The 21,429-nt window shown below is 72.2% G+C and carries 17 protein-coding genes and 1 pseudogene; 9 read left to right on the top strand and 9 right to left on the bottom strand.

Annotated features, from left to right (window positions below; genetic code table 11):
* Positions 1-129 precede the first annotated feature (129 nt).
* Together ACH4E8_RS27910 and ACH4E8_RS27905 are read left to right on the top strand one after the other, a co-directional pair.
* Complete coding sequence (locus ACH4E8_RS27910; RefSeq protein ID WP_398453165.1) at positions 130-942, top strand: SAM-dependent methyltransferase; 813 nt, start codon at positions 130-132, stop codon at positions 940-942.
* Positions 942-3,110: a putative bifunctional diguanylate cyclase/phosphodiesterase gene (locus ACH4E8_RS27905; protein WP_398453163.1), complete on the top strand. Its 2,169-nt coding sequence runs from the start codon at positions 942-944 to the stop codon at positions 3,108-3,110. The genes ACH4E8_RS27910 and ACH4E8_RS27905 overlap by 1 nt, the downstream gene beginning before the upstream one ends.
* A 69-nt stretch (positions 3,111-3,179) precedes the next feature.
* Here the strand turns inward: ACH4E8_RS27905 and ACH4E8_RS27900 are convergent, their stop codons facing one another.
* Positions 3,180-4,082, bottom strand: a complete 903-nt coding sequence (locus ACH4E8_RS27900; RefSeq protein ID WP_398453161.1) for a LysR family transcriptional regulator — start codon at positions 4,080-4,082, stop codon at positions 3,180-3,182.
* 96 nt (positions 4,083-4,178) lie between these two features.
* On the opposite strand from ACH4E8_RS27900, the gene ACH4E8_RS27895 reads away from it, so the two are divergent.
* From ACH4E8_RS27895 to ACH4E8_RS27885, 3 genes are read left to right on the top strand one after another with little or no spacing between them, the layout of a single operon-like run.
* Complete coding sequence (locus ACH4E8_RS27895) at positions 4,179-4,892, top strand: succinate dehydrogenase cytochrome b subunit (RefSeq protein ID WP_398453158.1); 714 nt, start codon at positions 4,179-4,181, stop codon at positions 4,890-4,892.
* Between the two features lies 1 nt (position 4,893).
* Positions 4,894-6,840 carry a fumarate reductase/succinate dehydrogenase flavoprotein subunit gene (locus ACH4E8_RS27890; RefSeq protein ID WP_398453155.1) on the top strand — a complete coding sequence of 649 codons (1,947 nt, stop codon included), beginning with the start codon at positions 4,894-4,896 and terminating at the stop codon, positions 6,838-6,840.
* Entirely contained in the window at positions 6,837-7,577 is a 741-nt protein-coding gene (locus ACH4E8_RS27885; RefSeq protein WP_398453153.1) for a succinate dehydrogenase/fumarate reductase iron-sulfur subunit, read from the top strand. The genes ACH4E8_RS27890 and ACH4E8_RS27885 overlap by 4 nt, the downstream gene beginning before the upstream one ends.
* 268 nt (positions 7,578-7,845) lie before the next feature.
* Here ACH4E8_RS27885 and ACH4E8_RS27880 read toward each other — a convergent pair whose 3' ends face one another.
* Positions 7,846-10,191, bottom strand: a complete 2,346-nt coding sequence (locus ACH4E8_RS27880) for an ATP-binding cassette domain-containing protein (RefSeq protein WP_398453151.1) — start codon at positions 10,189-10,191, stop codon at positions 7,846-7,848.
* Between the two features lie 181 nt (positions 10,192-10,372).
* Positions 10,373-10,588 carry a dodecin gene (locus ACH4E8_RS27875; RefSeq protein ID WP_398453148.1) on the bottom strand — a complete coding sequence of 72 codons (216 nt, stop codon included), beginning with the start codon at positions 10,586-10,588 and terminating at the stop codon, positions 10,373-10,375.
* A 194-nt stretch (positions 10,589-10,782) separates the two neighbouring features.
* Between ACH4E8_RS27875 and ACH4E8_RS27870 the strand changes: the two genes are divergently transcribed.
* Positions 10,783-12,042, top strand: coding sequence for an extracellular solute-binding protein (locus tag ACH4E8_RS27870; RefSeq protein ID WP_398453145.1), 1,260 nt, complete (start codon positions 10,783-10,785; stop codon positions 12,040-12,042).
* Positions 12,043-12,189: 147 nt separating this feature from the next.
* On the opposite strand, the gene egtD is transcribed toward ACH4E8_RS27870, so the two are convergent.
* The 4 genes from egtD to egtA are packed head-to-tail and all read right to left on the bottom strand — an operon-like array spanning position 12,190 to position 16,554.
* Positions 12,190-13,155 carry an L-histidine N(alpha)-methyltransferase gene (gene egtD / locus ACH4E8_RS27865; protein WP_398453142.1) on the bottom strand — a complete coding sequence of 322 codons (966 nt, stop codon included), beginning with the start codon at positions 13,153-13,155 and terminating at the stop codon, positions 12,190-12,192.
* Positions 13,152-13,907 (bottom strand): ergothioneine biosynthesis protein EgtC, encoded by a 756-nt coding sequence (egtC, locus tag ACH4E8_RS27860; RefSeq protein ID WP_398453140.1) that lies wholly within the window; start codon positions 13,905-13,907, stop codon positions 13,152-13,154. Before egtC ends, egtD begins: the two co-directional genes overlap by 4 nt.
* The gene (egtB, locus tag ACH4E8_RS27855) at positions 13,907-15,253 is read right to left on the bottom strand and encodes an ergothioneine biosynthesis protein EgtB (protein WP_398453138.1); all 1,347 of its coding nucleotides are present in this window, start codon (positions 15,251-15,253) and stop codon (positions 13,907-13,909) included. Before egtB ends, egtC begins: the two co-directional genes overlap by 1 nt.
* Complete coding sequence (egtA, locus tag ACH4E8_RS27850) at positions 15,250-16,554, bottom strand: ergothioneine biosynthesis glutamate--cysteine ligase EgtA (protein ID WP_398453135.1); 1,305 nt, start codon at positions 16,552-16,554, stop codon at positions 15,250-15,252. The genes egtB and egtA overlap by 4 nt, the downstream gene beginning before the upstream one ends.
* 479 nt (positions 16,555-17,033) lie before the next feature.
* On the opposite strand from egtA, the gene ACH4E8_RS27845 reads away from it, so the two are divergent.
* Positions 17,034-18,083, top strand: a complete 1,050-nt coding sequence (locus ACH4E8_RS27845) for a LacI family DNA-binding transcriptional regulator (protein ID WP_398453132.1) — start codon at positions 17,034-17,036, stop codon at positions 18,081-18,083.
* A gap of 59 nt (positions 18,084-18,142) precedes the next feature.
* Positions 18,143-18,427 carry a hypothetical protein gene (locus ACH4E8_RS27840; protein WP_398453130.1) on the top strand — a complete coding sequence of 95 codons (285 nt, stop codon included), beginning with the start codon at positions 18,143-18,145 and terminating at the stop codon, positions 18,425-18,427.
* Between the two features lie 102 nt (positions 18,428-18,529).
* Here ACH4E8_RS27840 and trxA read toward each other — a convergent pair.
* Positions 18,530-18,937, bottom strand: a pseudogene (gene trxA / locus ACH4E8_RS27835) (thioredoxin); the annotation flags it as partial.
* A gap of 189 nt (positions 18,938-19,126) precedes the next feature.
* On the opposite strand from trxA, the gene ACH4E8_RS27830 reads away from it, so the two are divergent.
* Positions 19,127-20,560, top strand: a complete 1,434-nt coding sequence (locus ACH4E8_RS27830; RefSeq protein ID WP_398453128.1) for a dihydrolipoyl dehydrogenase family protein — start codon at positions 19,127-19,129, stop codon at positions 20,558-20,560.
* A 189-nt stretch (positions 20,561-20,749) separates the two neighbouring features.
* On the opposite strand, the gene ACH4E8_RS27825 is transcribed toward ACH4E8_RS27830, so the two are convergent.
* Complete coding sequence (locus ACH4E8_RS27825) at positions 20,750-21,190, bottom strand: hypothetical protein (protein ID WP_398453125.1); 441 nt, start codon at positions 21,188-21,190, stop codon at positions 20,750-20,752.
* Positions 21,191-21,429: the final 239 nt, after the last annotated feature.

Below are 21,429 nucleotides of genomic sequence, written 5' to 3'. Positions count from 1 at the left end.
AACGGCCCGCGAATTCCCGTTTGGACTCGCTCAATTGGCGGCCGATCAGTAGCCTCGGCTCGAACACTGGCCATGCACATGGTCGGACCGCGCCTGTGGGGGGCGTGGTTGACGTCGTTGGAGTCATCGATGGAGCGTCCCGCCTGGGCCCCGCCCGGCATCGACATCTCGGTGCCGAGCGTGTCCCGGATGCAAGACTTCTACCTGGGCGGTTCGCACAACTTCGACGCCGACCGCAGGGCGGCCCGCAGGGTGCTGCGCCACCTGCCCGGGGTGCCGAAGATCGTCCAGGCCAACCGGGCCTTCATGCGCCGCGCGGTCACCTGGGCGGTCGGCGAGGGCGTCACGCAACTGCTCGACGTGGGCTGCGGAATGCCCGGCTTCGGCAGCGTCCACGAGGTCGCCCGGGCGGCTGCCCCCGAGTGCCGGGTGGTCTGCGTCGACCACGATCCGGTCGTCGTCGCCCAGACGCGCACCCGCCTCGCGGAGGACCCCCGCGCCGCGGCCCTCTTTGCTGACCTGCGCAAGCCGCGACAGATCCTGGAGAGCCCGGAACTCGCCGAAGTGCTGGACCTGGCCAGCCCGGTGGCGCTCGTGCTGGTCTCCGTACTCCACTTCGTCGAGGATCAGGACGATCCGTACGGGGCGGTGGCGGAACTGAAGAACGCGCTCGCGCCGGGGAGTTTGATCGTGATCACCCATGCCGCGTACGACGGAGTGCCGGTGCCGCAGGAGCAGACGGCACGTGCCGTCAGCGTCTACCGTGACATCCGCAATCCAATGACGATGCGTTCACAAGAGCAAATTGCTCGGTTCTTCGAGGGGTACGAGATGGTCGAGCCCGGACTGGTGGCCAAGCCGCACTGGCGGCCGGACGCCCCTGCCGAGCAGGAGGACCCATTTGCCTACTCAGGCTTCGCAGGGGTGGGACGCAAGGCGTGATGGCGCCGTCGCAGGCGACGGGTCCCACGGCGGACCCGGACGGTCTTGAAGACAGACTTCGCCGTTTCGCGACCATTTGGAGCCGTGCCGTCTTTCCCGTGACGGCGACCTCGCTGACCCGAGCCGAGGTCGAAGAACACCTGCTGCCGCTGGCCAGGCGGCTGTGCACGCTGTTGCACGCCCGGCCCTTCGACCCGGGCCCGGCCCAGGACGTGGGAGCGGCGCTGATCGAGGCCCACTGCACCGACCCCGAGGCGCTCACCCGAACGCTCGGCGTGATCGACGCCTACCTGGTGCTGTACTGCGGCGACGCGGGCGCCGAGGAGCTGCCCGTCGAGGACGGCCGCACCCGCTGCACCCGGCTGCAACACGCGGTCGCCGCCGGCTTCTCCCAAGGGCTGCGCGATCGCACACTCGCCGAGCAGGAGGCCGTCGCCAGCTCCTCCCTGGCGGCCCGCACCGACGCCCTGCACGCGCTGCACGCCACCGAGACCCGGTTGCGGGCCGTCTTCGAAGGCGCCGCCATCGGCATCGGGATCGCCGACCTCGACGGCACCCTCGTCGAGGTGAACGAGACGCTGACGCGGATGTTCGGCGGCCTGGAGCACCACGTGCGGGCCAAGAAGATCACTGAGTGGACGCACCCCGAGGACCGGCCGCACGTCGGTCAGCTCTACCGGGAGCTCAAGCGCGGCGAACGCGAGCACTTCCGGGTCGAGAAGCCCTTCTTCCGCACCGACGGCACCGTGCTGTGGACCAACTTGACGATGTCCCTCCTCCGGGACCCGGAAGGGCGCCCCCAGTACCTGCTCGCGCTGCTGGAGGACACCACCGAACGCCGGCTGCTCAACCTGCGCCTGCGGTACGAGGCCACGCACGACGCCCTCACCGGGCTGCCGAACCGCACGCTCTTCTTCGAACGCCTGGAGAAGGCGCTCGCCGGCAGCAGCGCCACCCGCTTCGGCCTGTGCTACCTCGACCTCGACGGCTTCAAGGCGATCAACGACAGCCTCGGCCACGCCACCGGCGACCGCCTCCTGGTCGAAGTCGCCGACCGGCTCCAGAGCTGTGCCACCGCACCGGGCGAGATGGTGGCCCGCCTCGGCGGCGACGAGTTCGTGGCGCTGACCACCGGAGCGGAGTCCGAGTGCGAGGCGCGGGAGCTCGCCTCCCGGATCCTCGGCGCCCTCGGTGCGCCGATCCTCGTCGACGGGCGCGAGTTCACCGTGCGCGGCTCCATCGGCATCGTCGAGGGCTGCTCCGGCGAGCGCACCACGGCGGAGGTGCTGCGCAGCGCCGACATCACGATGTACCGGGCCAAGGCGCAGGGCGGCAACCGCTACGAGTTCGCCGACCCCGAGTTGGAGGCGAGCGCGATCACCCGGCACGGGCTGACGACCGCGCTGCCCGCCGCCCTGGAGCGCGGGGAGTTCTTCATCGAGTACCAGCCGCTGGTGCACATGGGCGACGGCCGGGTGCACGGCGCGGAGGCCCTGGTGCGCTGGTCCCACCCCCAGCACGGGGTCCTCGGCCCCGACCAGTTCATCCCGCTCGCCGAACACACCGGGCTGATCGTGCCGCTGGGGCGGTGGGTGCTCCAGGAGGCGGTGCGCCAAGCCTGCTACTGGCAGGAGCACCAGGTCGACGGCGGTCCGGTGCGGATCAACGTGAACCTCTCGCCCACCCAGCTCCAACACCCCGGCCTGGTCAAGGACACCGTCGCAGTGCTGGAGGGCGCCGGACTCGCACCCGGCGCGCTGTGCCTGGAGGTCACCGAGTCCGCGTTGATAGGAGCCGACGAGGGGCTGTTGCGGCCGCTGCGGCAACTCGCCGAGTTGGGGGTGGACATCGCCCTCGACGACTTCGGCACCGGCTACTCCAACCTGGCGAACCTCAGACGGCTGCCGGTGAGCATCCTCAAGCTGGACCGCTCCTTCACCAAGGGCATGCAACACGCGCCGGTCGACCCCGTGGACCTCAAGATCGTCGGGGGGATCGTCTCGCTGGCACACAGCCTGGAGCTGGCGGTCACCGTCGAGGGCGTGGAGACGGGCGTCCAGGCGGACCAACTGCGGGAGCTGGGCTGCGACACCGCGCAGGGCTGGTACTACGCCCGCCCCGGCCCGCCCGACCAACTGCACGCGCTGTCCCTGGCGGACGCGGTGTGACCGCCGGCCCGCGGACCCGCCCGACGGGTCCGCGGGCCGCATCGCGCTCTGCGCCACCGGGCGCAGGCGTCAGTCTTCCGTGCCGCCGTCCGACGCGGTCATCGTCAGCAGCACCTTCTGCAACTCGCGGGCGGCCCGCGGCGGCGCCACGTCGCTGCGGTGCGCGAGCGCGATCGTCCGCCGCAGCCCCGGCCGGGCGATCGGGGTGACCCGCAGGTCCGGGCCCGAGCGATCGGCGACCATCCGGGGCACCACCGCGAGACCGAGCCCCGCCCGGACGAACCCGAGGACCGCGTCCATCTCCCCGCCCTCGACCGTGAACGCCGGCTCGAACCCCTCCGCCCGGCACGCCGCGACGGTCAGCTCCCGCAGGTCGTACCCGTGCCGGAACATCACCAGCGGCTGATCGCGCAGATCGGAGATCCGCACCGGGTCCCGCGGCGCCGGGGACACCGCCGACGAGACGACGACCAGGTCCTCCCGCAGCAGCTCCACCGTGGTCAGGGCCGGAGACGCCGGCGGCAGCGGCAGCACGACCAACGCCAGGTCCAGCGCCCCCCGGGCCAGCCGGCGCACCAGGTCGTGCGAGCCGCCCTCGTCGATCAATAGCTGAATGCCCGGGTGCCGGTCGTGGAAGGCCCGCAGCACGTCGGGGAGCAGCCCGGTGCACAGACTCGGAGTGGCCCCCAGCCGCACCCGCCCGCGCCGGAGCTGCACCAGCTCCTGGACCTCGTGGCGCGCGGTGTCCGCGTCGGCGAGGATCCGCCGGGCCAGCGGCAACAGGGCCTCGCCCGCCTCGGTCAGCGCGATGTTCCCCCGCGCCCGGCTGAACAGCTCCGCCCCCAGCTCCTTCTCCAGCGCCCGGATCTGCTGGGAGAGCGAGGGCTGGGAGACGTGCACCAGCTCGGCGGCGTGGGTGAAGTGCCGGGCCTCGGCGACGGCGACGAAGTAGCGGAGCTGCTGCAACTGCATGGCACCAGCCTACGGCCGCCACATAGGCATTGGCTATCGACAGCAGCCGGATCATGTCTTGGACCACTAGTGGGGCGCGGGCCTACGGTTCCTGACATGGCTCTGGCAACGCGTACGGCAGCGAAACCGTCGCCCACCCGCCCCCCGCGCACCTTCTGGGGATCGACGCTCGGCAAGAAGATCGTCATGGCCGTCAGCGGCCTGATCATGCTGGGCTACCTCGTCGCGCACGTGGTGGGCAACCTCAAGGTCTTCTTCGGCCCGGACGAGTTCAATGCGTACGGCCGCTGGCTGCGGGTCATGGGCGCCCCCGTCCTGCACGAGGGGTGGGCCCTGTGGGGCGTGCGGATCCTGCTGCTCGCCGCCGTGGTGGCGCACGCCGTCTGCGCGTACCAACTCAGCCGCCGCGACATCAAGGCGCGCCCCACCGCCTACGTGCACAGGCGGCGGCGCGCCAGCTACGCCACCCGCACCATGCGCTGGGGCGGGATCATCATCGCGCTGTTCATCGTCTGGCACATCCTGGACCTGACCACGCTGACGGTGAACGAGAACGCGCAGCACGGGCGCCCCTACGAGAACGTGGTGGCCACCTTCTCCACCTGGTACGGCAACGTCATCTACGTCACCGCGATGCTCGCGGTCGGCCTGCACATCAGGCACGGCTTCTGGAGCGCCGCCCAGACCCTCGGCGCGGGCAACGCCCGGCGCGACCGCGCGCTGAAGGCCGTCGCCAACGGCCTCGCGCTGGTGCTGACCGCGGGCTTCCTCGCCGTACCCGTCGCCGTCATGACCGGATTGGTGAGCTGACATGAGTTACCCCGAGTATGAGGTCGGCGCGCCGATCAACGACACCAAGGCGCCCGACGGCCCGGTGGCCGAGCGCTGGGACCGCCGCCGCTTCGAAGCGAAGCTGGTCAACCCGGCCAACCGACGCAAGCACACCGTCATCGTGGTGGGCACCGGGCTCGCCGGCGGCGCGGCCGGCGCCACCCTCGGCGAACAGGGCTACCACGTCGAGCAGTTCTGCTACCAGGACTCCCCGCGCCGGGCCCACTCCATCGCCGCCCAGGGCGGCATCAACGCCGCCAAGAACTACCGCAACGACGGCGACTCCATCCACCGACTCTTCTACGACACCGTCAAGGGCGGCGACTTCCGCGCCCGGGAGTCGAACGTGCACCGGCTGGCCCAGATCTCCGTGGAGATCATCGACCAGTGCGTCGCCCAGGGCGTCCCCTTCGCCCGCGAGTACGGCGGTCTCCTCGACACCCGCTCCTTCGGCGGCGTCCAGGTCTCCCGCACCTTCTACGCGCGCGGCCAGACGGGGCAGCAACTCCTCCTCGGCGCCTACCAGGCGCTGTCCCGGCAGATCGCCGCGGGCACCGTCAACCTGCACGCCCGCACCGAGATGCTGGACCTCCTCGTCGTCGACGGCCGCGCCCGCGGCATCGTGGCCCGGTCCCTGGTCACCGGCGAGATCTCCACCCACTTCGCCGACGCGGTGGTGCTGGCGACCGGCGGCTACGGCAACGTCTTCTACCTGTCGACGAACGCCATGAACTCCAACGCGACCGCGATCTGGCGGGCGCACCGCCGGGGCGCGTACTTCGCGAACCCCTGCTTCACCCAGATCCACCCCACCTGCATCCCGCGCACCGGCGACCACCAGTCGAAGCTGACGCTGATGAGCGAGTCCCTGCGCAACGACGGCCGGATCTGGGTCCCCAAGGCCAAGGGCGACACCCGGCCGGCGAACGAGATCCCCGAGCACGAGCGGGACTACTACCTGGAGCGCATCTACCCCTCCTTCGGCAACCTGGTGCCCAGGGACATCGCCTCCCGCGCCGCCAAGAACGTCTGCGACGAGGGCAGGGGAGTCGGCCCGGGCGGCCAGGGCGTGTACCTGGACTTCGCGGACGCGATCCGCCGCATGGGCCGCGCCGAGGTCGAGGAGAAGTACGGCAACCTCTTCGACATGTACGAGCGGATCACCGCGGAGAACCCGTACGAGGTGCCGATGCGGATCTACCCCGCCGTGCACTACACGATGGGCGGACTGTGGGTCGACTACGACCTCCAGACCACCGTCCCCGGCCTCTTCGCCATCGGCGAGGCCAACTTCTCCGACCACGGCGCCAACCGCCTCGGCGCCTCCGCCCTGATGCAGGGCCTCGCCGACGGCTACTTCGTCCTGCCGTCCACCATCAACGACTACCTGGCCCGCACCCCGCTCGACGACCGGCCCGGCGATACGCACCCCGACGTCGCGGACGTCCTCGCGGAGACCGAGGACCGGATCAACCTGCTGCTCTCCGTGGACGGCGACCGCACCCCCGACTCCTTCCACCGCGAGGTCGGCGAGTTGATGTGGGAGTTCTGCGGGATGTCCCGCACGGAGGAGGGGCTGCGCAAGGCGCTGGAGCGCATTCCGCAGATCCGCGAGGAGTTCTGGCGGCGCATCAAGGTCCCCGGCAGCGGCGACGAGTTCAACCAGTCCCTGGAGAAGGCGAACCGCGTCGTCGACTACCTCGAACTCGCCGAGTTGATGTGCCTCGACGCACTGCACCGCGCCGAGTCCTGCGGCGGCCACTTCCGCGAGGAGTCCCAGACGCCCGACGGCGAGGCGGCCCGCAGGGACGAGGAGTTCAGCTACGCCGCCGCCTGGGAGTTCCCCGCGGACCGGCGCGCTCCGGTGCTGCACAAGGAACCCCTGGCCTTCGAGTACGTCCACCCCACCCAGCGGAGCTACACATGAGGCTCACCCTCCGCGTCTGGCGCCAGTCCCGCGCCGACGCACCCGGCGCCATGGCCACCTACGAGGTGGACGGCGTCTCCCCGGACATGTCGTTCCTGGAGATGCTGGACACCCTCAACGAGGACCTGATCCTGCGCGGCGAGGACCCCGTGGCCTTCGACCACGACTGCCGCGAGGGCATCTGCGGCGCGTGCAGCCTGGTCATCAACGGCGACGCGCACGGACCCGAACGCACCACCACCTGCCAGTTGCACATGCGGTCCTTCGCGGACGGCGACACCATCGACGTCGAGCCCTGGCGGGCCGCCGCCTTCCCGGTGGTCAAGGACCTGGTGGTGGACCGCACCGCCTTCGACCGGATCATCCAGGCCGGCGGCTACGTCTCCGCCCCCACCGGCTCCGCGCCCGAGGCGCACGCCACCCCGGTCCCCAAGGCGGACGCCGACTTCGCCTTCGAGCACGCCGAGTGCATCGGCTGCGGCGCCTGCGTCGCCGCCTGCCCCAACGGTTCGGCGATGCTCTTCACCTCCGCGAAGGTCAACCACCTCAACGTGCTGCCGCAGGGCGCACCCGAGCGGGAGAGCCGGGTGCTGGACATGGTGGCCGCGATGGACGACGAGGGCTTCGGCGGCTGCACCCTCACCGGGGAGTGCGCCACCGCCTGCCCCAAGGGCATCCCGCTGCCGTCGATCGCCGCGATGAACAAGGAGTGGCTGAGGGCCACCCGACGGGCCTAGGCGTTCCGTCCCGTCCGGCCCTTCCGGCGGCACCGCGGGTTCGCCGTGCGGCGGGCGGTGGTGTCGCGTCTGCGGCCCGTCTGTGGCTTGTCGCGCAGTTCCCCGCGCCCCTCTGTCGCTGCCCCGTCGCTTTGTCTGAAGGCTGAGGACGAGGTGTTCAGGGGCGCGGGGAACTGCGCGACGAGCCCACCACCGGCCGGTGGAGACCAACGCTCCCGCAGGGGAACGGCGGCTACGTCCAAAGGCACAGGGACGTCGCGGACACGGCCTAGGCGCGTGGGGCGAGGGCTCGGGTCAAGTAGGGCGCGGTACGGCTCAGGGGCGTCGAGGCCACTTGGGTCGGCGTTCCTTCGGCGACCACCCGGCCGCCCTCCTCTCCGCCCCCCGGCCCCAGGTCCACCACCCAGTCCGCGTCCGCCACCACGTCCATGTCGTGTTCGACGACCACCACGGAGTGGCCCGCGTCGACCAGCCCGTTCACCTGGCGCATCAGCACCTCCACATCGGCGGGGTGCAGCCCGGTCGTCGGCTCGTCCAGCACGTAGAGGGTGTGCTCGCGGCGCGTCCGCTGCAACTCGTTCGCCAGCTTGATGCGCTGCGCCTCGCCGCCGGACAGCTCCGTCGCCGGCTGCCCCAGCCGCAGATAGCCGAGGCCCACGTCCAGCAGTGCGCCGAGGCTGCGCGCGGCGGCCGGCACGTCGGCGAAGAACTCCGCCGCCGCCTCGACCGTCAGGTCCAGCACGGCGGCGATGTGCGCGCCCCGGTAGCGGACCTCCAGAGTCCGCGGCTCGTAGCGGGCGCCGCCGCACTCCGGGCACGGCGCGTACGTGGTGGGCAGGAACAGCAGTTCCACGGAGACGAGCCCTTCGCCCTGGCAGCGCTCGCACCGGCCGCCCGCCACGTTGAAGGAGAACCGGCCCGCCCGGTAGCCGCGGGCGCGTGCCGCGTCGGTGGCCGCGAAGAGCTTGCGGACGACGTCGAACAGGCCCGTGTAGGTGGCGAGGTTGGACCGCGGCGTGCGGCCGATCGGCTTCTGGTCGACGGTCACCAGCCGCCCCGCGTCCCTCGTCCCGTCGGCGATCGCCCCCACCAAGGTGGACTTGCCCGACCCGGACACCCCGGTGACCGCCGTCAGGGCCCCGCGGGGGATCCGCACCCGCACGTGACGGAGGTTGTGGCGGGTCACCGGGCCGACCTCCAGCCACCCCGACGGCTCGCGCACCGTCCGCGGGGCCGGGGCCGGGCGGTCGAAGAGGAAGCGCCGGGTGACGGACTCGGCGACCTGCGCGAGCCCCGCCACCGGACCGCTGTGCAGCACCCGCCCGCCGTGCTCACCGGCGGCCGGCCCCACGTCCACCAACCAGTCCGCACTGCGCACCACGTCCAGGTGGTGTTCCACCACGAACACCGAGTTCCCCGCCGTCTTCAGCCGGTCCAGAACGGTCAGCAGGGCCTCGGTGTCGGCCGGGTGGAGTCCGGCGGACGGCTCGTCCAGCACGTACACCACCCCGAACAGGCCCGAGCGGAGCTGGGTGGCGAGCCGCAGCCGCTGCAACTCGCCGTTTGAGAGCGAGGGCGCGGTGCGGTCCAGGCTGAGGTAGCCCAGGCCGAGTTCGGCGATCGGGACGATCCGCGCCAGCAGGTCCTCGGTGAGCGCCCGCGCGGCGCCTTCGCCGTCGCTGCGCGACAGCACCTGCGCCAGCGCCGTCAGCGGCAGGGCCGCCGACTCGGCGATCGTCCGGCCGGCGAAGGTGACCGCCAGCGACTCGGGCCGCAGCCGGGCACCCCCGCACGCCGCGCACGGCGCGGCCCGCAGGAACCGCTCCGCCTTGGCGCGCAGGGCCTGGCTCCGGGTGTCGGCGAAGGTGTGCAGCACGTACCGGCGGGCGCTTTGGTACGTGCCCTGGTACGGGCGCTGGATGCGGCCCGCATCACGCACCGGGTGCACCGTGACGACCGGCCGTTCGTCGGTGAACAGGATCCACTCGCGCTCGGCCCGCGGCAGTTCGTGCCACGGCCGGTCCACGTCGTACCCGAGCGCGTCCAGGACGTCCCGCAGGTTCTTGCCCTGCCAGGCGCCAGGCCAGGCGGCGATGGCGCCCTCGCGGATGGAGAGCGAGGGGTCGGGCACCAGCAGTTCCTCGTCGGTCTCGTGGACCAGGCCGAGGCCCTGGCACTGCGGGCAGGCACCGGCGGCCGTGTTCGGCGAGAAGGCGTCCGAGTCCAGGCGCGGTGCTCCGGGCGGGTAGTCGCCGGCCCGCGAGTACAGCATCCGCAGCGAGTTCGACAGCGTCGTCACCGTGCCGACGGAGGAGCGCGACGAGGGGGAGGAGCGGCGCTGCTCCAGCGAGACCGCCGGCGGCAGCCCCGTGATCTCGGCGACCCGGGGCGCGCCGACCTGGTGGATCAGCCGCCGGGCGTAGGGGGCGACGGACTCGAAGTAGCGGCGCTGCGCCTCCGCGTAGAGCGTCCCGAAGGCGAGCGAGGACTTGCCGGACCCCGACACCCCGCTGAAGACGACGAGGGCGTCACGGGGCACGTCCACGTCGACGCTGCGCAGATTGTGCTCACGGGCGCCACGAACGCGGACGAAGGGGTCATGAGAGCTGTGCACGGTGGCTGATTCTAAGTCGGGAGCGTCATGCAGGGCGGGGCGCCGGTCGCACCTGGCGGTGGACCGGCGTCACGACCTCCCTGACGTGGAAGTTTTCACAACCGGAGTGATCATCCGGATGGTACGGCGGCTGATTTCCGCTGCTCAGCCGCCTGCCGTCCGGACCGGGCGGAGGAAGGGTTCAACTGCCGTCTTCCAAACGGAAACCCACCTTCAACCCCACCTGGTAGTGGTCGATCCGTCCGTCGGTGAGGTGGCCGCGCACCTGGGTCACCTCGAACCAATCCAGGCCGCGCACTGTCTGATTCGCGCGGTTGATGCCGTTACGGATGGCCTGATCGACGCCCTCGGGCGAGGTTCCGACGATTTCCGTGACCCGATACGTGTGATTCGACATGGGGGCGGGCTCCTCTCGCTAGGCTCACCCCACCGCGCACCAGGAACCGGCCATGAGTGAGGTGTCCGGGTATGAGGGTCAATCAGAGGGTTGACCCCCTCCTTGGTCCATACCAAAATCCAGCCAAGCCCGCGTGCCCCTGGAGCGCGATACCCCCCATCGGGTTCACATATTCATGCCATAAGGTGAACGTTGTGAGAAGCCGTCCTGTCCCCACCTCCATCGCACTGGTGTGCCTCTTCGCGCTCGCCGGCTGCGGGATACTCCCCGGCACCGAGTCCGACAAGACGACGGTGAAGATCTGGCTGATGAAGGACAGCGCCTCCGACGAGTTCCTGGAGCGCTTCACGAAGCAGTTCGAGAAGGACCACCCCTCCGTGGACCTGAAGTTCACCTTCCAGGAGTGGAGCGGCATCGGGAAGAAGATCAAGACGGCGCTCGACGGGCAGGACACCCCCGACGTCATCGAGGTCGGCAACACCCACGTCGCCCAGTACGCGGAGTCGGAAGCCCTCACCGACCTCACCGTCGAGGCCACCCGCGACCTCGGCCGTGAGGACTGGCTGCCCGGCCTCGCCGACCCCGGCAACATCAACGGCGCCCAGTACGGCATCCCCTGGTACGCGGCCAACCGCGTGGTCATCTACAACAAGGACCACTTCAAGGCCGCCGGCATCACCAAGCTGCCGACGACGCAGAAGGACTGGCTGAAGACCACCGAGAAGCTGAACGGCCGCGGCAACCAGGGCATCTACCTCCCCGGCCAGGACTGGTACGTCCTCGCCGGCTTCATATGGGAGGAGGGCGGCGAACTCGCCGTCGAGCGCTCCGGCGCCTGGGAGGGGGCCCTCGCGAGCGAGCCCGCCATGCGCGGAATGAAGTTCTACAAGGACCTCCAGGCCCACGGCCAGGGCCCCAAGGACGCGGACGAGCGCACCCCGCCTCAGGCCGAGGTCTTCGCCAAGGGGAACGTCGCCCAGTTCATCGACACCCCCGGAGCCACCTCCCGGATCCTCAAGGCCAACCCCGCGATGAAGGACAAGCTCGGCTACTTCCCGATCCCGGGCAAGTCCGCCGACAAGCCCGGCGCGGTCTTCACCGGTGGCTCCGAGCTGATCATCCCGCGCAAGGCCGCGTCCCGCGGCGCCGCCGTGGACATCGTCAAGGCGCTCGCCAGCGAGAAGTGGCAGATCGACCTCGCCCGCACGATGAACTACGTGCCCAACAAGAAGACGCTGTCCAGCGTCGTCAGCGGAGAGAGCAACGAGGCCATGGCCAAGGGCGCCTCCGCGATGGGCAGCAAGGCCACCCCGAACTCGCCGCGCTGGGCCAACGTCGAACTGGACAACCCGATCAAGCCGTACATGACCGCCGCCCTCCAGGGGGGCGACGACATCAAGGACAGCGCCCAGAAGGCGTCCGAGGCCATCACCACCGCGCTCAGGAGGCAGTGACCTCCGGCGGCACGCCCCGCGCGCCCGCGGCGGCCGGGGCGAGCTGCCGGCTCTCCTCCACGGCCGTCTGCGGCACTTCCTCGCCCCGGCCCCGGGGCACCGACCCATCACACCGCGATGGGCGCGCGGCGCGCCGTCGTCGCGCCGTCAGCCGGCGACCGTCGCCAGGGAGAGCGCGAACCGGCCCTCCGCATCGGTCCACCAGTGCGCCAACGTCAACCCGGCTGCCGCCAACTCCGCCCGCACCCCCTCCCGACGGAACTTCGCCGACACCTCCGTACGCAACTCCTCGCCCTCCTCGAACGGCACCGCGAGACCCAGCTCGGGGATCTTCACCGTGAGCGCGGAGCGGGCCCGCAGCCGCATTTCGATCCACTCCGCGCGCCGGTCCCACAGCGCCACGTGGTCGAAGTCGGCCGGGTCGACGTCCGCCCCCAGCTCACGGGCGAGCACCGCCAGCACGTTCTTGTTGAACTCGGCCGTCACCCCCGCCGCGTCGTCGTACGCCCGCACCAACACGGACTCGTCCTTGACCAGGTCCGTCCCGAGCACGAACGCGTCACCTGGGTCGAGCATGGCCCGCACAGCGCGCAGGAAGACGGCGCGCTCCGCCGGCAGCAGATTGCCGATCGTGCCGCCGAGGAACGCCACCACCCTCGGCCCGGGCGTCTTCGGCAGCGCCAACCGTGCGGTGAAGTCGGCCACCAGCGCGTGCACGTGGAGACGGGGCCGCTCCGCGAGAAGCGCGTCGGCCGCGCCCCGCAGGGCGCTCTCGCTCACGTCGACGGGCACGTAGCTGTGCAGCCCGGTGAGGGCGTCCAGCAGGTGGCGCGTCTTGTCCGACGAGCCGGAGCCCAGCTCCACCAGGGTGCGCGCCCCGGTGGCCGCGGCGACGTCGGCCGCCCGGTCGCGCAGGATCTCCCGCTCGGCGCGGGTCGGGTAGTACTCCGGCAGCCGGGTGATCTCCTCGAACAGCTCGCTGCCGCGTGCGTCGTAGAACCACTTCGGCGGCAGCGTCTTGGGCGTGGCGGTCAGACCGTGGAGCACGTCGGCGCGCAGGGCGGCACCGGTGGCGTCCTCGGGAAGGGTGCGGGTCAGCTCGAACGGACTCACGTGCAGGGCTCCTTGAGGGGGGTCAGGAGGACGTCGGTGCGGGTCGCCGTCAGCAGGGTGCGGTCGGGCGCCTCGCGCCAGCGCGGATCGTCGTCGTACGGCTCCGAGGCCACGGTGGTGCGCCCGTCCGGTCCGGTCAGGTACCACAGCGTGTCGCCCCAGGCCGTCGCGGCGATCGACCGGCCGTCGGTCAGCAGGAAGTTCAGCCGGGAGCCGGGCGCCGCCTCCGCGACGGCCCGTACGGTCTCCGCCAGCGCCTCGCCGGGCGGGTCGCCGTCGCGCAGCCGCCGCAGCACCAGCGCCCACAGCAGGGCCGCGTCGCAGCGCGCCTGGAGGTCGAGCAGTTCCACGGCGGGCAGCGTCGCCGCCAGCGGGGCCAGCGACCGCGGCCAGCCCGGCACCGCGCCGTTGTGGCTGAACAGCCACGGACCCGCGGTGAAGGGCGCCGCGGCCGCCTCACCGTCCGCGCCCGGCTCGGTGGCGTCCCGGACCGCGGCCAGGAACGTCCCGCTGCGCACCACCCGCACCAGGTCGGCGAAGGAGAGGTCGGCCCAGACGGGGCCCGGGCGCCGGTAGCGCGCGGGCGTCGGGTCCCCGTCGGCGTACCAGCCGACGCCGAACCCGTCGGCGTTCACCGTGCCGTGCCGCTGGTGGCGCGGCGCCCACGACTGGCGCAGCAGCGAGTGCGGCGGCACGGTCAGCACGTCGCGCAGCGCCAGCGGCGGCCCGAGGTGGGCGACGTGGCGGCACATCAGGCGTCCCGGGCGGTGCGGAAGCCGGCGAAGATCTGCCGGCGCACCGGCAGGTCCCAGTTGCGGAAGGTGCCCCGGCAGGCCACCGCGTCCACCGCGAAGGACCCGCCGCGCAGCACCTTGTGCGCCGGCCCGAAGAACACCTCCGAGTACTCCCGGTAGGGGAACGCGGCGAACCCGGGGTGCGGCAGGAAGTCGCTCGCCGTCCACTCCCACACGTCACCGACGAGCTGCCGCACGCCCAGCGGTGACGCACCGGCGGGGTACGCGCCGGCGGGGGCCGGCCGCAGGTGCCGCTGCCCCAGGTTGGCGCGGTCGGGCGTCGGGTCGGCGTCGCCCCAGGGGAAGCGGCGCGAGCGGCCCGTCGCCGGGTCGTGCCGCGCCGCCTTCTCCCACTCGGCCTCGGTCGGCAGCCGCCGCCCGGCCCAGCGGGCGTACGCGTCCGCCTCGTACCAGCTGACGTGCAGCACCGGCTCGTCCAGCGGCACCGGCTCCAGCACGCCGAACCTGCGGCGCAGCCACTGCCCGCCCTCGCGCCGCCAGAACAGCGGCGCCGCGATGTGGTGGCGCTGGATCTGCTCGTAGCCCTCGGGCGCCCACCAGCGGGGGGAGCGGTAGCCGCCGTCCTCGACGAAGGCGAGGTAGGCGCCGCAGGTCACCGGGGTCACGTCCAGGTGGAAGGGGGCGACGACGCGCTGGTGTGCGGGCCGCTCGTTGTCCAGCGCCCACGGCTCGGTGGAGGTGCCCATGGTGAACGGCCCGCCGGGGACCAGGACCTGTGACGGCAGGGCGTCGGCGTCGCGCGCGGGCGGCGCGGGCGCGGTCAGCGCCGCCGGGCCCGTGCGCAACTGGTGGGTGATGAGCATGGTCTCGTCGTGCTGCTGCTCGTGCTGGGCGATCATCCCGAAGGCGAAGGACGCTTCGGCGAGTCGACCCGCGCCCTCCAGCGGGGTCGCGGCCAGGACGTCCAACACCCGGTCGCGCACGTCGGCGGCGTATCCGCGGGCCTCGGCGGGCGGCAGCAGCGGCAGCGAGGGCCGGGCGGCCCGCGGATGCTCGAAGGCGTCGTACACGGAGTCGATGTCCGGCCGCAGCGCCTCGCGCTTGCCGACGGTGCGCAACAGCCACTGCTCTTCCTGGTTGCCGATGTGCGCCAGGTCCCAGACCAGCGGTGACATCAGAGGGGAGTGCTGGGCGACGAGGTCGTCGTCGTCCACGGCGTCGGTGAGCAGCGCCGTGCGGCTGCGGGCCCGCACCAGGGCGTCCAGGGCCCTTCGGCGCAGCTCGTCGGGCTCGGCCCCCGGAGCGGGGTCGGCGCTTCGGTGCGTCGTGCGGTCGGTCGTCATGAGCCGGACTCCTTCCGATGGGGCGTGGCACGGGCCGTGAGGGTCTGCGGGGCGGGCAACCGCAGGTCGTCGGCGGGACATCGACCGCGGTGGACGTGCCGCTCGGCGAAGGCGGCGACCAACTCGCACACCGCGGCCGACGCACCCCTCCTCGGCAGCGCCTCCAGCGCCGCCCGGAAGCAGACCGACGCCACCGCGCGGAGCTCCGGGTCCGCAAGTCCGCTGCGCGCTGCCTCCAGCCACAGCGGATTGCGCGGCGCCGGCCCCGGCCCCGCCCGCTCCGCCAGCGGCTTCACCGCCCGGTAGACCGTCTCCGCCGCCTCCGGGTCGTCGAAGAGGGCCGCGGTGACCGCGAGCGGCACGATCCAGCCGTCCTCACCCGGTTGGGCGTCGATCATCCGCAGTTCGAGGTGGCCGCGCGGCCGTACGGGTGGGAACAGGGTGGTCAGGTGGTAGTCGAGGTCCTGCCGGGTCGGCGGGTGCGGTGCGCCGGTGCGTATCCACTGGCGGAACGACAGGTGCTGCGGCAGCTCCCAGGGGCCGTTCGGGGTGCGCACCACCATCACCGGGGCGTCCAGCACGTGATCGCTCCAGGCGGCCCGGGGCTCCCGGTGCAGGGGCGGTGCGAGGGGGCGCACGGCGTCCAACTCCGCCCAGATCGCCTGCCGGGTGGAGCACCAGCCGGTGTTCCGGCCCTCCCGCAGGGGCGAATTGGCGAACGCGGCCGTCAGGACGGCGCCCAGCAGGTGCGCAAGCTGCCAGCGCCGGCCGTGGCCGAGCGGCCCGGGCTCCTCCTCGCCCGCGTCCAAGCACACCTGGATCGAGGCGGAGGAGCACATCATGGAACGCCCCGAGGCCCCGGTGCGGTCGAGGTACGCCTCCATGGCGTCATAGCGGGGTTCTCGCAGCAGCCTGCGCGGCGGGTGCCAGGGGTCGATGCCGATGCCGGCGAGGACGAGTCCGTCCGGGCCCAGTGCGGCGCGTACAGCGGCCAGATCGGCCGCGACGGAGTCGATGCACTCCGTCAGGGAGGCGGCGGGCGCCGAGCTGAGCTCCAGTTGCCCGCCGGGTTCGAAGGTGAGGGCCGAGGCCAGCGGCAGGGCGCGGACCCGGTCGTGGGCCGCCGTCAGCCGCTCGACGGGAACGCGGCGGCGGGGGTCGTGCTGTTCTTGGACGAGCCATTCCAGTTCCACGCCCACGGCCTTGGGCGGGCCGGTCTTGAAGCAGATGCCGCGGAGGAGGTCCCGCGCTTCCGCTTCCGCCAGTGGCCGGCTCAGGTCGCCGGTGTCGGGAGGTCGCATGCTCGACTCCTCGTTCGAAGGCGCCCCGCTTTCGCAGGCACCCTGCCAACCTAAGGCCACGTTCGCGCCGGCGCACAAGGGCGCCGGAGCAGCCGCCGGCAGAGGTTGCGGCTCCGCCCGCCCCGGGCCCCCGATGCGCGCCCCACCGCCCGGGGCCGTGTCGCCGCAGGTCAGCGTTGGCGGATCCGGGGGCGAGCACGGCGCCGGGGGAGCGACGGGCAGTCCCGGAAAGTCGTTGAAACCCACGACCAACTCACCCCGGACGGCCGGCGGCCCCCGGCACTGGGGCCCGCTCCGCCCGCGCACCTGGGCCCACCCGCAAGATCGCCGTCGGGCCTTGCGCACGCCACCTCTGGCGCAGCGTCCACGTAGCGTCTCGAAGCGGGAACGACCGCTGCCCGCAAGGCAGTTGGTGGAGCGTCGAATCTGGCCATCCGGGCGTCGGCACCCGGGACCGGTCTGGAAAGATGCCTGGGGCGATGAGTCAGACACCCAAACAATCCGCGGAGCGTTCCGTTCCCACCAGTGCCGACGTCGCCCGGTTAGCGGGGGTTTCCCGGGCCACCGTCTCGTACGTCCTCAACAACACGGCCTCGGTCCGCATCAGCGAACCGACCCGCCGACGCGTGCGGGAGGCCGCGGAGGAGTTGGGGTACGTCCCCCATGCGGCGGCCCGCAGCCTGCGGGCCGGCCACACCCGCATGGTGCTGCTGCCCACGGCGTCCTTCCCGGCCGGACCCCTCTACGAACAGTTCCTCGCCGAACTCCAGTGGGCGCTGCGCCGACTCGACTACACCGTGGTGCAGTACGGCAGCCTCGGCCTCGACGGCGACGAGGCGGCGCGGGCCTGGGCGGAGCTGCGGCCCGTCGCGGTCGTCTCGCTCGGCGAGGCCGGTCTGACCCCGCACGGCGTCGACGTGCTCAAACGCTCCGGGGCCAAGGCAGTGATCACGCTGGGGTCGCGCCCCGTGCTGGGCGCCCACTGCCTCGTCATGGACCAGACCGAGGTGGGGGTGCGCGCCGTCGCGCACCTGGTGGAGCGGGGCCGACGGGCCATCGGGGTCGTCGTGCCGCAGGAGCCCGGCCTCGGGCCCAGCGCCGAACTGCGGATGGAAGGGGCGCGCCGGGCCGCCGCGACCGCCGGCGCGCGCATCGAAGCGCTGCCGCTGACGTACGCGGAGGAGCCCGCGGCCGAACTCGCCGCGCGCTGGCGCGGACTCGGCCTCGACGCCGTCTTCACCTACAACGACGACTACGCGGTGCTGCTGATGCGGGCACTGAAGGACGAGGGCATCGCCATACCGACCGAAACGGCGGTCATCGGCGCCGACGACCTGCTGCTCGGACGGCTCCAGCGGCCCCGGCTGAGCACCGTCCACATCGACCTGGTCACCGGGCGCCGGCTGGCCGAACTCGTCGACCGCGTGGTGCGGGCGCCGCACGACGTGGTCGACCTGGCGGAGGTGGCCGACGTGACGGAGGCGTACGACCTGATGGGGGTGCGGGCGGTGCACCGGGAGTCGAGCTGAACCACGGGCCGGGGCGGGTGGGCGTGCGGAGCGGCCCGACCACCTCTAGCGTCGCTCATATGAGCACACAATCGCGGAGGGCACATCCGCAGCGCTTTGAGATCCTGGTCCTGCCCGAGCACGTGGTGGGCCACGAGGACGCACCGACGACACAGGACGTGATCCGCTCCGCCGTCGTCGAGGCGACGGGCGAGTGGGGCGCCTCCGGCTACCCCCGCTACGAGGGCCAGGGCATGGTCGCCGACATCGACCCCGACACCCGCACCGTCGAAGCGCTCCTCGTCGACGGCTTCGAGCTGGACTACGGGCTCACCGCACGCGTGGCGGAGCCGGCCGATCGATGAAGCCGGCCGATCGATGGCGGGGCCGAAGGGCGACCCCAGCCGCCGGGCGCCGGGGCCGTGGCAAGACCGCCACGGCCCCGGCGCTCCGGCGCGGCCCCGGCGTCAGCCCTGGGACGGCTCCTGGCCGTTCCCCTGCGTCGCCTCGGCCTCCTTGACGGACTGGCGGACCTGGTCCATGTCCAGCGCCCGCGCCTGACCGATCACGTCTTCCAACGCGGCCTCCGGGAGCGCCCCAGGCTGGGCGAACACGGCGATCCGGTCACGGACGATCATCAACGTCGGGATGGACCGGATCTCGAACGTCGCCGCGAGCTCCTGCTGGGCCTCCGTGTCGACCTTGCCGAAGACCAGGTCGGGGTGGCGCTCGGCGGCGCCCTCGTACACGGGGGCGAACTGACGGCACGGGCCGCACCAGGAAGCCCAGAAGTCGATCAGGACGAAGTCGTTCTCCGACACGACCTGGTCGAAGTTCTCCTTGGTGAGCTCGACGGTGCTCATGACCTGCTTCCTTTCCTCGGTGGCTGCCCGGTGCGTAACCCCGGTCCGGGCCGTCTGATCGACCCGGTGCCCGGACCCGCGACAACGACCCGCCGGCCCGGGCTATTCCTGTCCCTGCCCAAGGATCGTCGTGGCATGTGACCGTAGTGACCACGGGTACGTCATGTGGCCAAGGCGCACCCCGGGGACCAGACTGGCCCTATGACGGAAGCAGTGGAGTACGACGTCGTGGTGCTGGGTGCCGGCCCCACCGGTGAGAACGTGGCGGACCGGGTCCGGGCCGGCGGTCTGAGCACGGCCGTGGTGGAGGGCGAACTCGTCGGGGGCGAGTGCTCGTACTGGGCCTGCATGCCGAGCAAGGCGTTGCTGCGCCCCGTGATCACCCGCGCGGACGCGCGCCGGGTGCCGGGAGTGCGCCAGGCCGTCCAGGGCCCGCTGGACGCGGACGCCGTGCTGGCCCACCGCGACGAGTACGCCTCCCACTGGAAGGACGACGGCCAAGTGGCCTGGCTCGACTCCACCGGCGCCCGCTTCTACCGAGGACGGGGCAAGCTGCACGGCCCCCGTACGGTCGTCGTCGAAGGCCCCGAGGGCGAGCACCACGTCCTGAAGGCCCGGCACGCCGTCGCCGTGTGCACCGGCAGCCGCGCCCTCCTGCCGGACCTGCCGGGTCTCGCCGGAGCGAAGGCGTGGACCAGCCGCGAAGCCACCAGCGCGCACGCGGTGCCCGACCGCCTGGCGGTCGTCGGCGGCGGGGTCGTCGGCGTCGAGATGGCCACCGCGTGGCGGGCCCTCGGCTCCCGCGTCACCCTGCTCGTGCGCGGCGACGGACTGCTGCCGCGGATGGAGCCCTTCGTCGGCGAACACGTCGCGGACGCCCTCGCCGAAGCCGGCGTCGACGTGCGGCTGAACACCGACGTCTCCGCGGTGGTGCGGGACGGCGGCACCGGCCCGGTCACCCTGGTCCTCGGCGACGGCGACCGGATCGAGGCCGACGAAGTCCTCTTCGCCACCGGCCGGGCACCGCGGACCGACGACATCGGCCTGGACACCGTAGGTCTGGAGTCGGGCCGCTGGCTCACCGTCGACGACAGTTGCCGCGTCGAGGGCAGCGAGTGGCTGTACGCCGTCGGCGACGTCAACCACCGGGCGCTCCTCACCCACCAGGGCAAGTACCAGGCCCGCATCGCCGGCGCCGCCATCGTCGCCCGCTCCCAGGGCGTCCCCCTCCTGGAAACGGACCGCTGGGGCGCCCACGCGGCAACGGCGGACACCGCCGGCGCCCCCCAAGTCGTCTTCACCGACCCGGAGGTGGGCGCCGTCGGCCTCTCCCTCGCCGAAGCACAGGCAGCCGGCCACCGCGTCCGCGCCGTCGACCAGGACCTCACCTCCGTCGCCGGCGCCGGCCTCTACGCCGACGGCTACCGCGGCCGCGCCCGCATGGTGGTCGACCTGGACCGCGAGGTCCTCCTGGGCGTCACCTTCGTCGGCCCCGGCGTCGGCGAACTCCTCCACTCGGCCACGATCGCGGTCGTCGGCGAGGTCCCGATCGACCGGCTGTGGCACGCGGTTCCGTCGTACCCGACGATCAGCGAGATCTGGTTGCGGCTGCTGGAGGCGTACCGGCAGGGGTAGCGCCAGAGCCGGTCCCGGATCCGTCCAGCAGTACTCTCAAGCGGCCACGTCAGAACTGGTGCTGGACCGACAGCACCACTGACTGGCGTCGGCAAGAGCGGAACCGTACCCGGCGGGTCCGCTCAAGCCAGGACGGCCCGGTTCGGCCGGCGCTTCAGCTCGGCGTGGGTGTGTGGCGGCGATCCTCGGTCAGCGGCGGCCGGTGGCCAGGACGACGAGGAACTGGCCGCCGCCCGCCGCGACGTCGGCGGTCACGGGCAGCCCCGGTACCAGTCGGGCGAAGCGGTCCACCAGCCAATCCGCTGCTTCCTGGGCGTCCTGCCTGGTCGGGCAACGGCCCACCGTCTCGCGGCCCCCCTTGCGCTCCAGCCTCGCGGCAACGGCGATCAGCGGCGCGGGTTCGACCACGTACAGGCGGTCCGGCCAGTCGATGACCACCTTGACCGCGCCCTTGCGGGAGTTGCACCCGCGGTGCGCGAGCCGCTCGGTGACCTTGGCCTTCCGGTCGGCGGTCCGGCTGTCAACGCTGGGCCCCAGCGGGTCGTTCACCGACTTGTCGGGGTCGACTGGTTCGTCGCACACCCAGCATCGCCAGCCGTCGCGCTCGGCCACATCATCGAGAAGACTCATCCGAGCAAACTACCCGTCCGGTCACCACCCCGCGCACCAGGGCCCAGCAGCGCAGGGCAACCGTGGTCCGTACCGTTCCTGAACGGCACAAGAATGACCTCTTGGCCCACCCCGCGTGCGGATCGTCGTGGTTGAACCCCAACTCCTTGCACGTCGGTGAGGTGATCGCGGTGGGGGTGCTCAGACTCGGGGTGGGCCGGACACTCGTGTCGGCACAGGGAGCCAGGGACATCGTCGGT

Source organism: Streptomyces sp. NPDC017979, assembly GCF_044328175.1.
Classification (GTDB): Bacteria; Actinomycetota; Actinomycetes; order Streptomycetales; family Streptomycetaceae; genus Streptomyces.
This window is presented reverse-complemented; position numbering and strand designations above follow the sequence as displayed.

Coding starts and splice junctions, on each gene's coding strand:
- ACH4E8_RS27890 (WP_398453155.1), top strand. CDS start 4,894: ATGAGTTACCCCGAGTATGAGGTCGGCGCGCCGATCAACGACACCAAG.
- ACH4E8_RS27875 (WP_398453148.1), bottom strand. CDS start 10,588: ATGTCGAATCACACGTATCGGGTCACGGAAATCGTCGGAACCTCGCCC.
- egtA (WP_398453135.1), bottom strand. CDS start 16,554: ATGCGACCTCCCGACACCGGCGACCTGAGCCGGCCACTGGCGGAAGCG.
- ACH4E8_RS27840 (WP_398453130.1), top strand. CDS start 18,143: ATGAGCACACAATCGCGGAGGGCACATCCGCAGCGCTTTGAGATCCTG.
- egtC (WP_398453140.1), bottom strand. CDS start 13,907: ATGTGCCGCCACGTCGCCCACCTCGGGCCGCCGCTGGCGCTGCGCGAC.
- ACH4E8_RS27825 (WP_398453125.1), bottom strand. CDS start 21,190: ATGAGTCTTCTCGATGATGTGGCCGAGCGCGACGGCTGGCGATGCTGG.
- ACH4E8_RS27905 (WP_398453163.1), top strand. CDS start 942: ATGGCGCCGTCGCAGGCGACGGGTCCCACGGCGGACCCGGACGGTCTT.
- ACH4E8_RS27895 (WP_398453158.1), top strand. CDS start 4,179: ATGGCTCTGGCAACGCGTACGGCAGCGAAACCGTCGCCCACCCGCCCC.
- ACH4E8_RS27845 (WP_398453132.1), top strand. CDS start 17,034: ATGAGTCAGACACCCAAACAATCCGCGGAGCGTTCCGTTCCCACCAGT.
- egtB (WP_398453138.1), bottom strand. CDS start 15,253: ATGACGACCGACCGCACGACGCACCGAAGCGCCGACCCCGCTCCGGGG.
- ACH4E8_RS27910 (WP_398453165.1), top strand. CDS start 130: ATGGAGCGTCCCGCCTGGGCCCCGCCCGGCATCGACATCTCGGTGCCG.
- ACH4E8_RS27885 (WP_398453153.1), top strand. CDS start 6,837: ATGAGGCTCACCCTCCGCGTCTGGCGCCAGTCCCGCGCCGACGCACCC.
- ACH4E8_RS27900 (WP_398453161.1), bottom strand. CDS start 4,082: ATGCAGTTGCAGCAGCTCCGCTACTTCGTCGCCGTCGCCGAGGCCCGG.
- ACH4E8_RS27830 (WP_398453128.1), top strand. CDS start 19,127: ATGACGGAAGCAGTGGAGTACGACGTCGTGGTGCTGGGTGCCGGCCCC.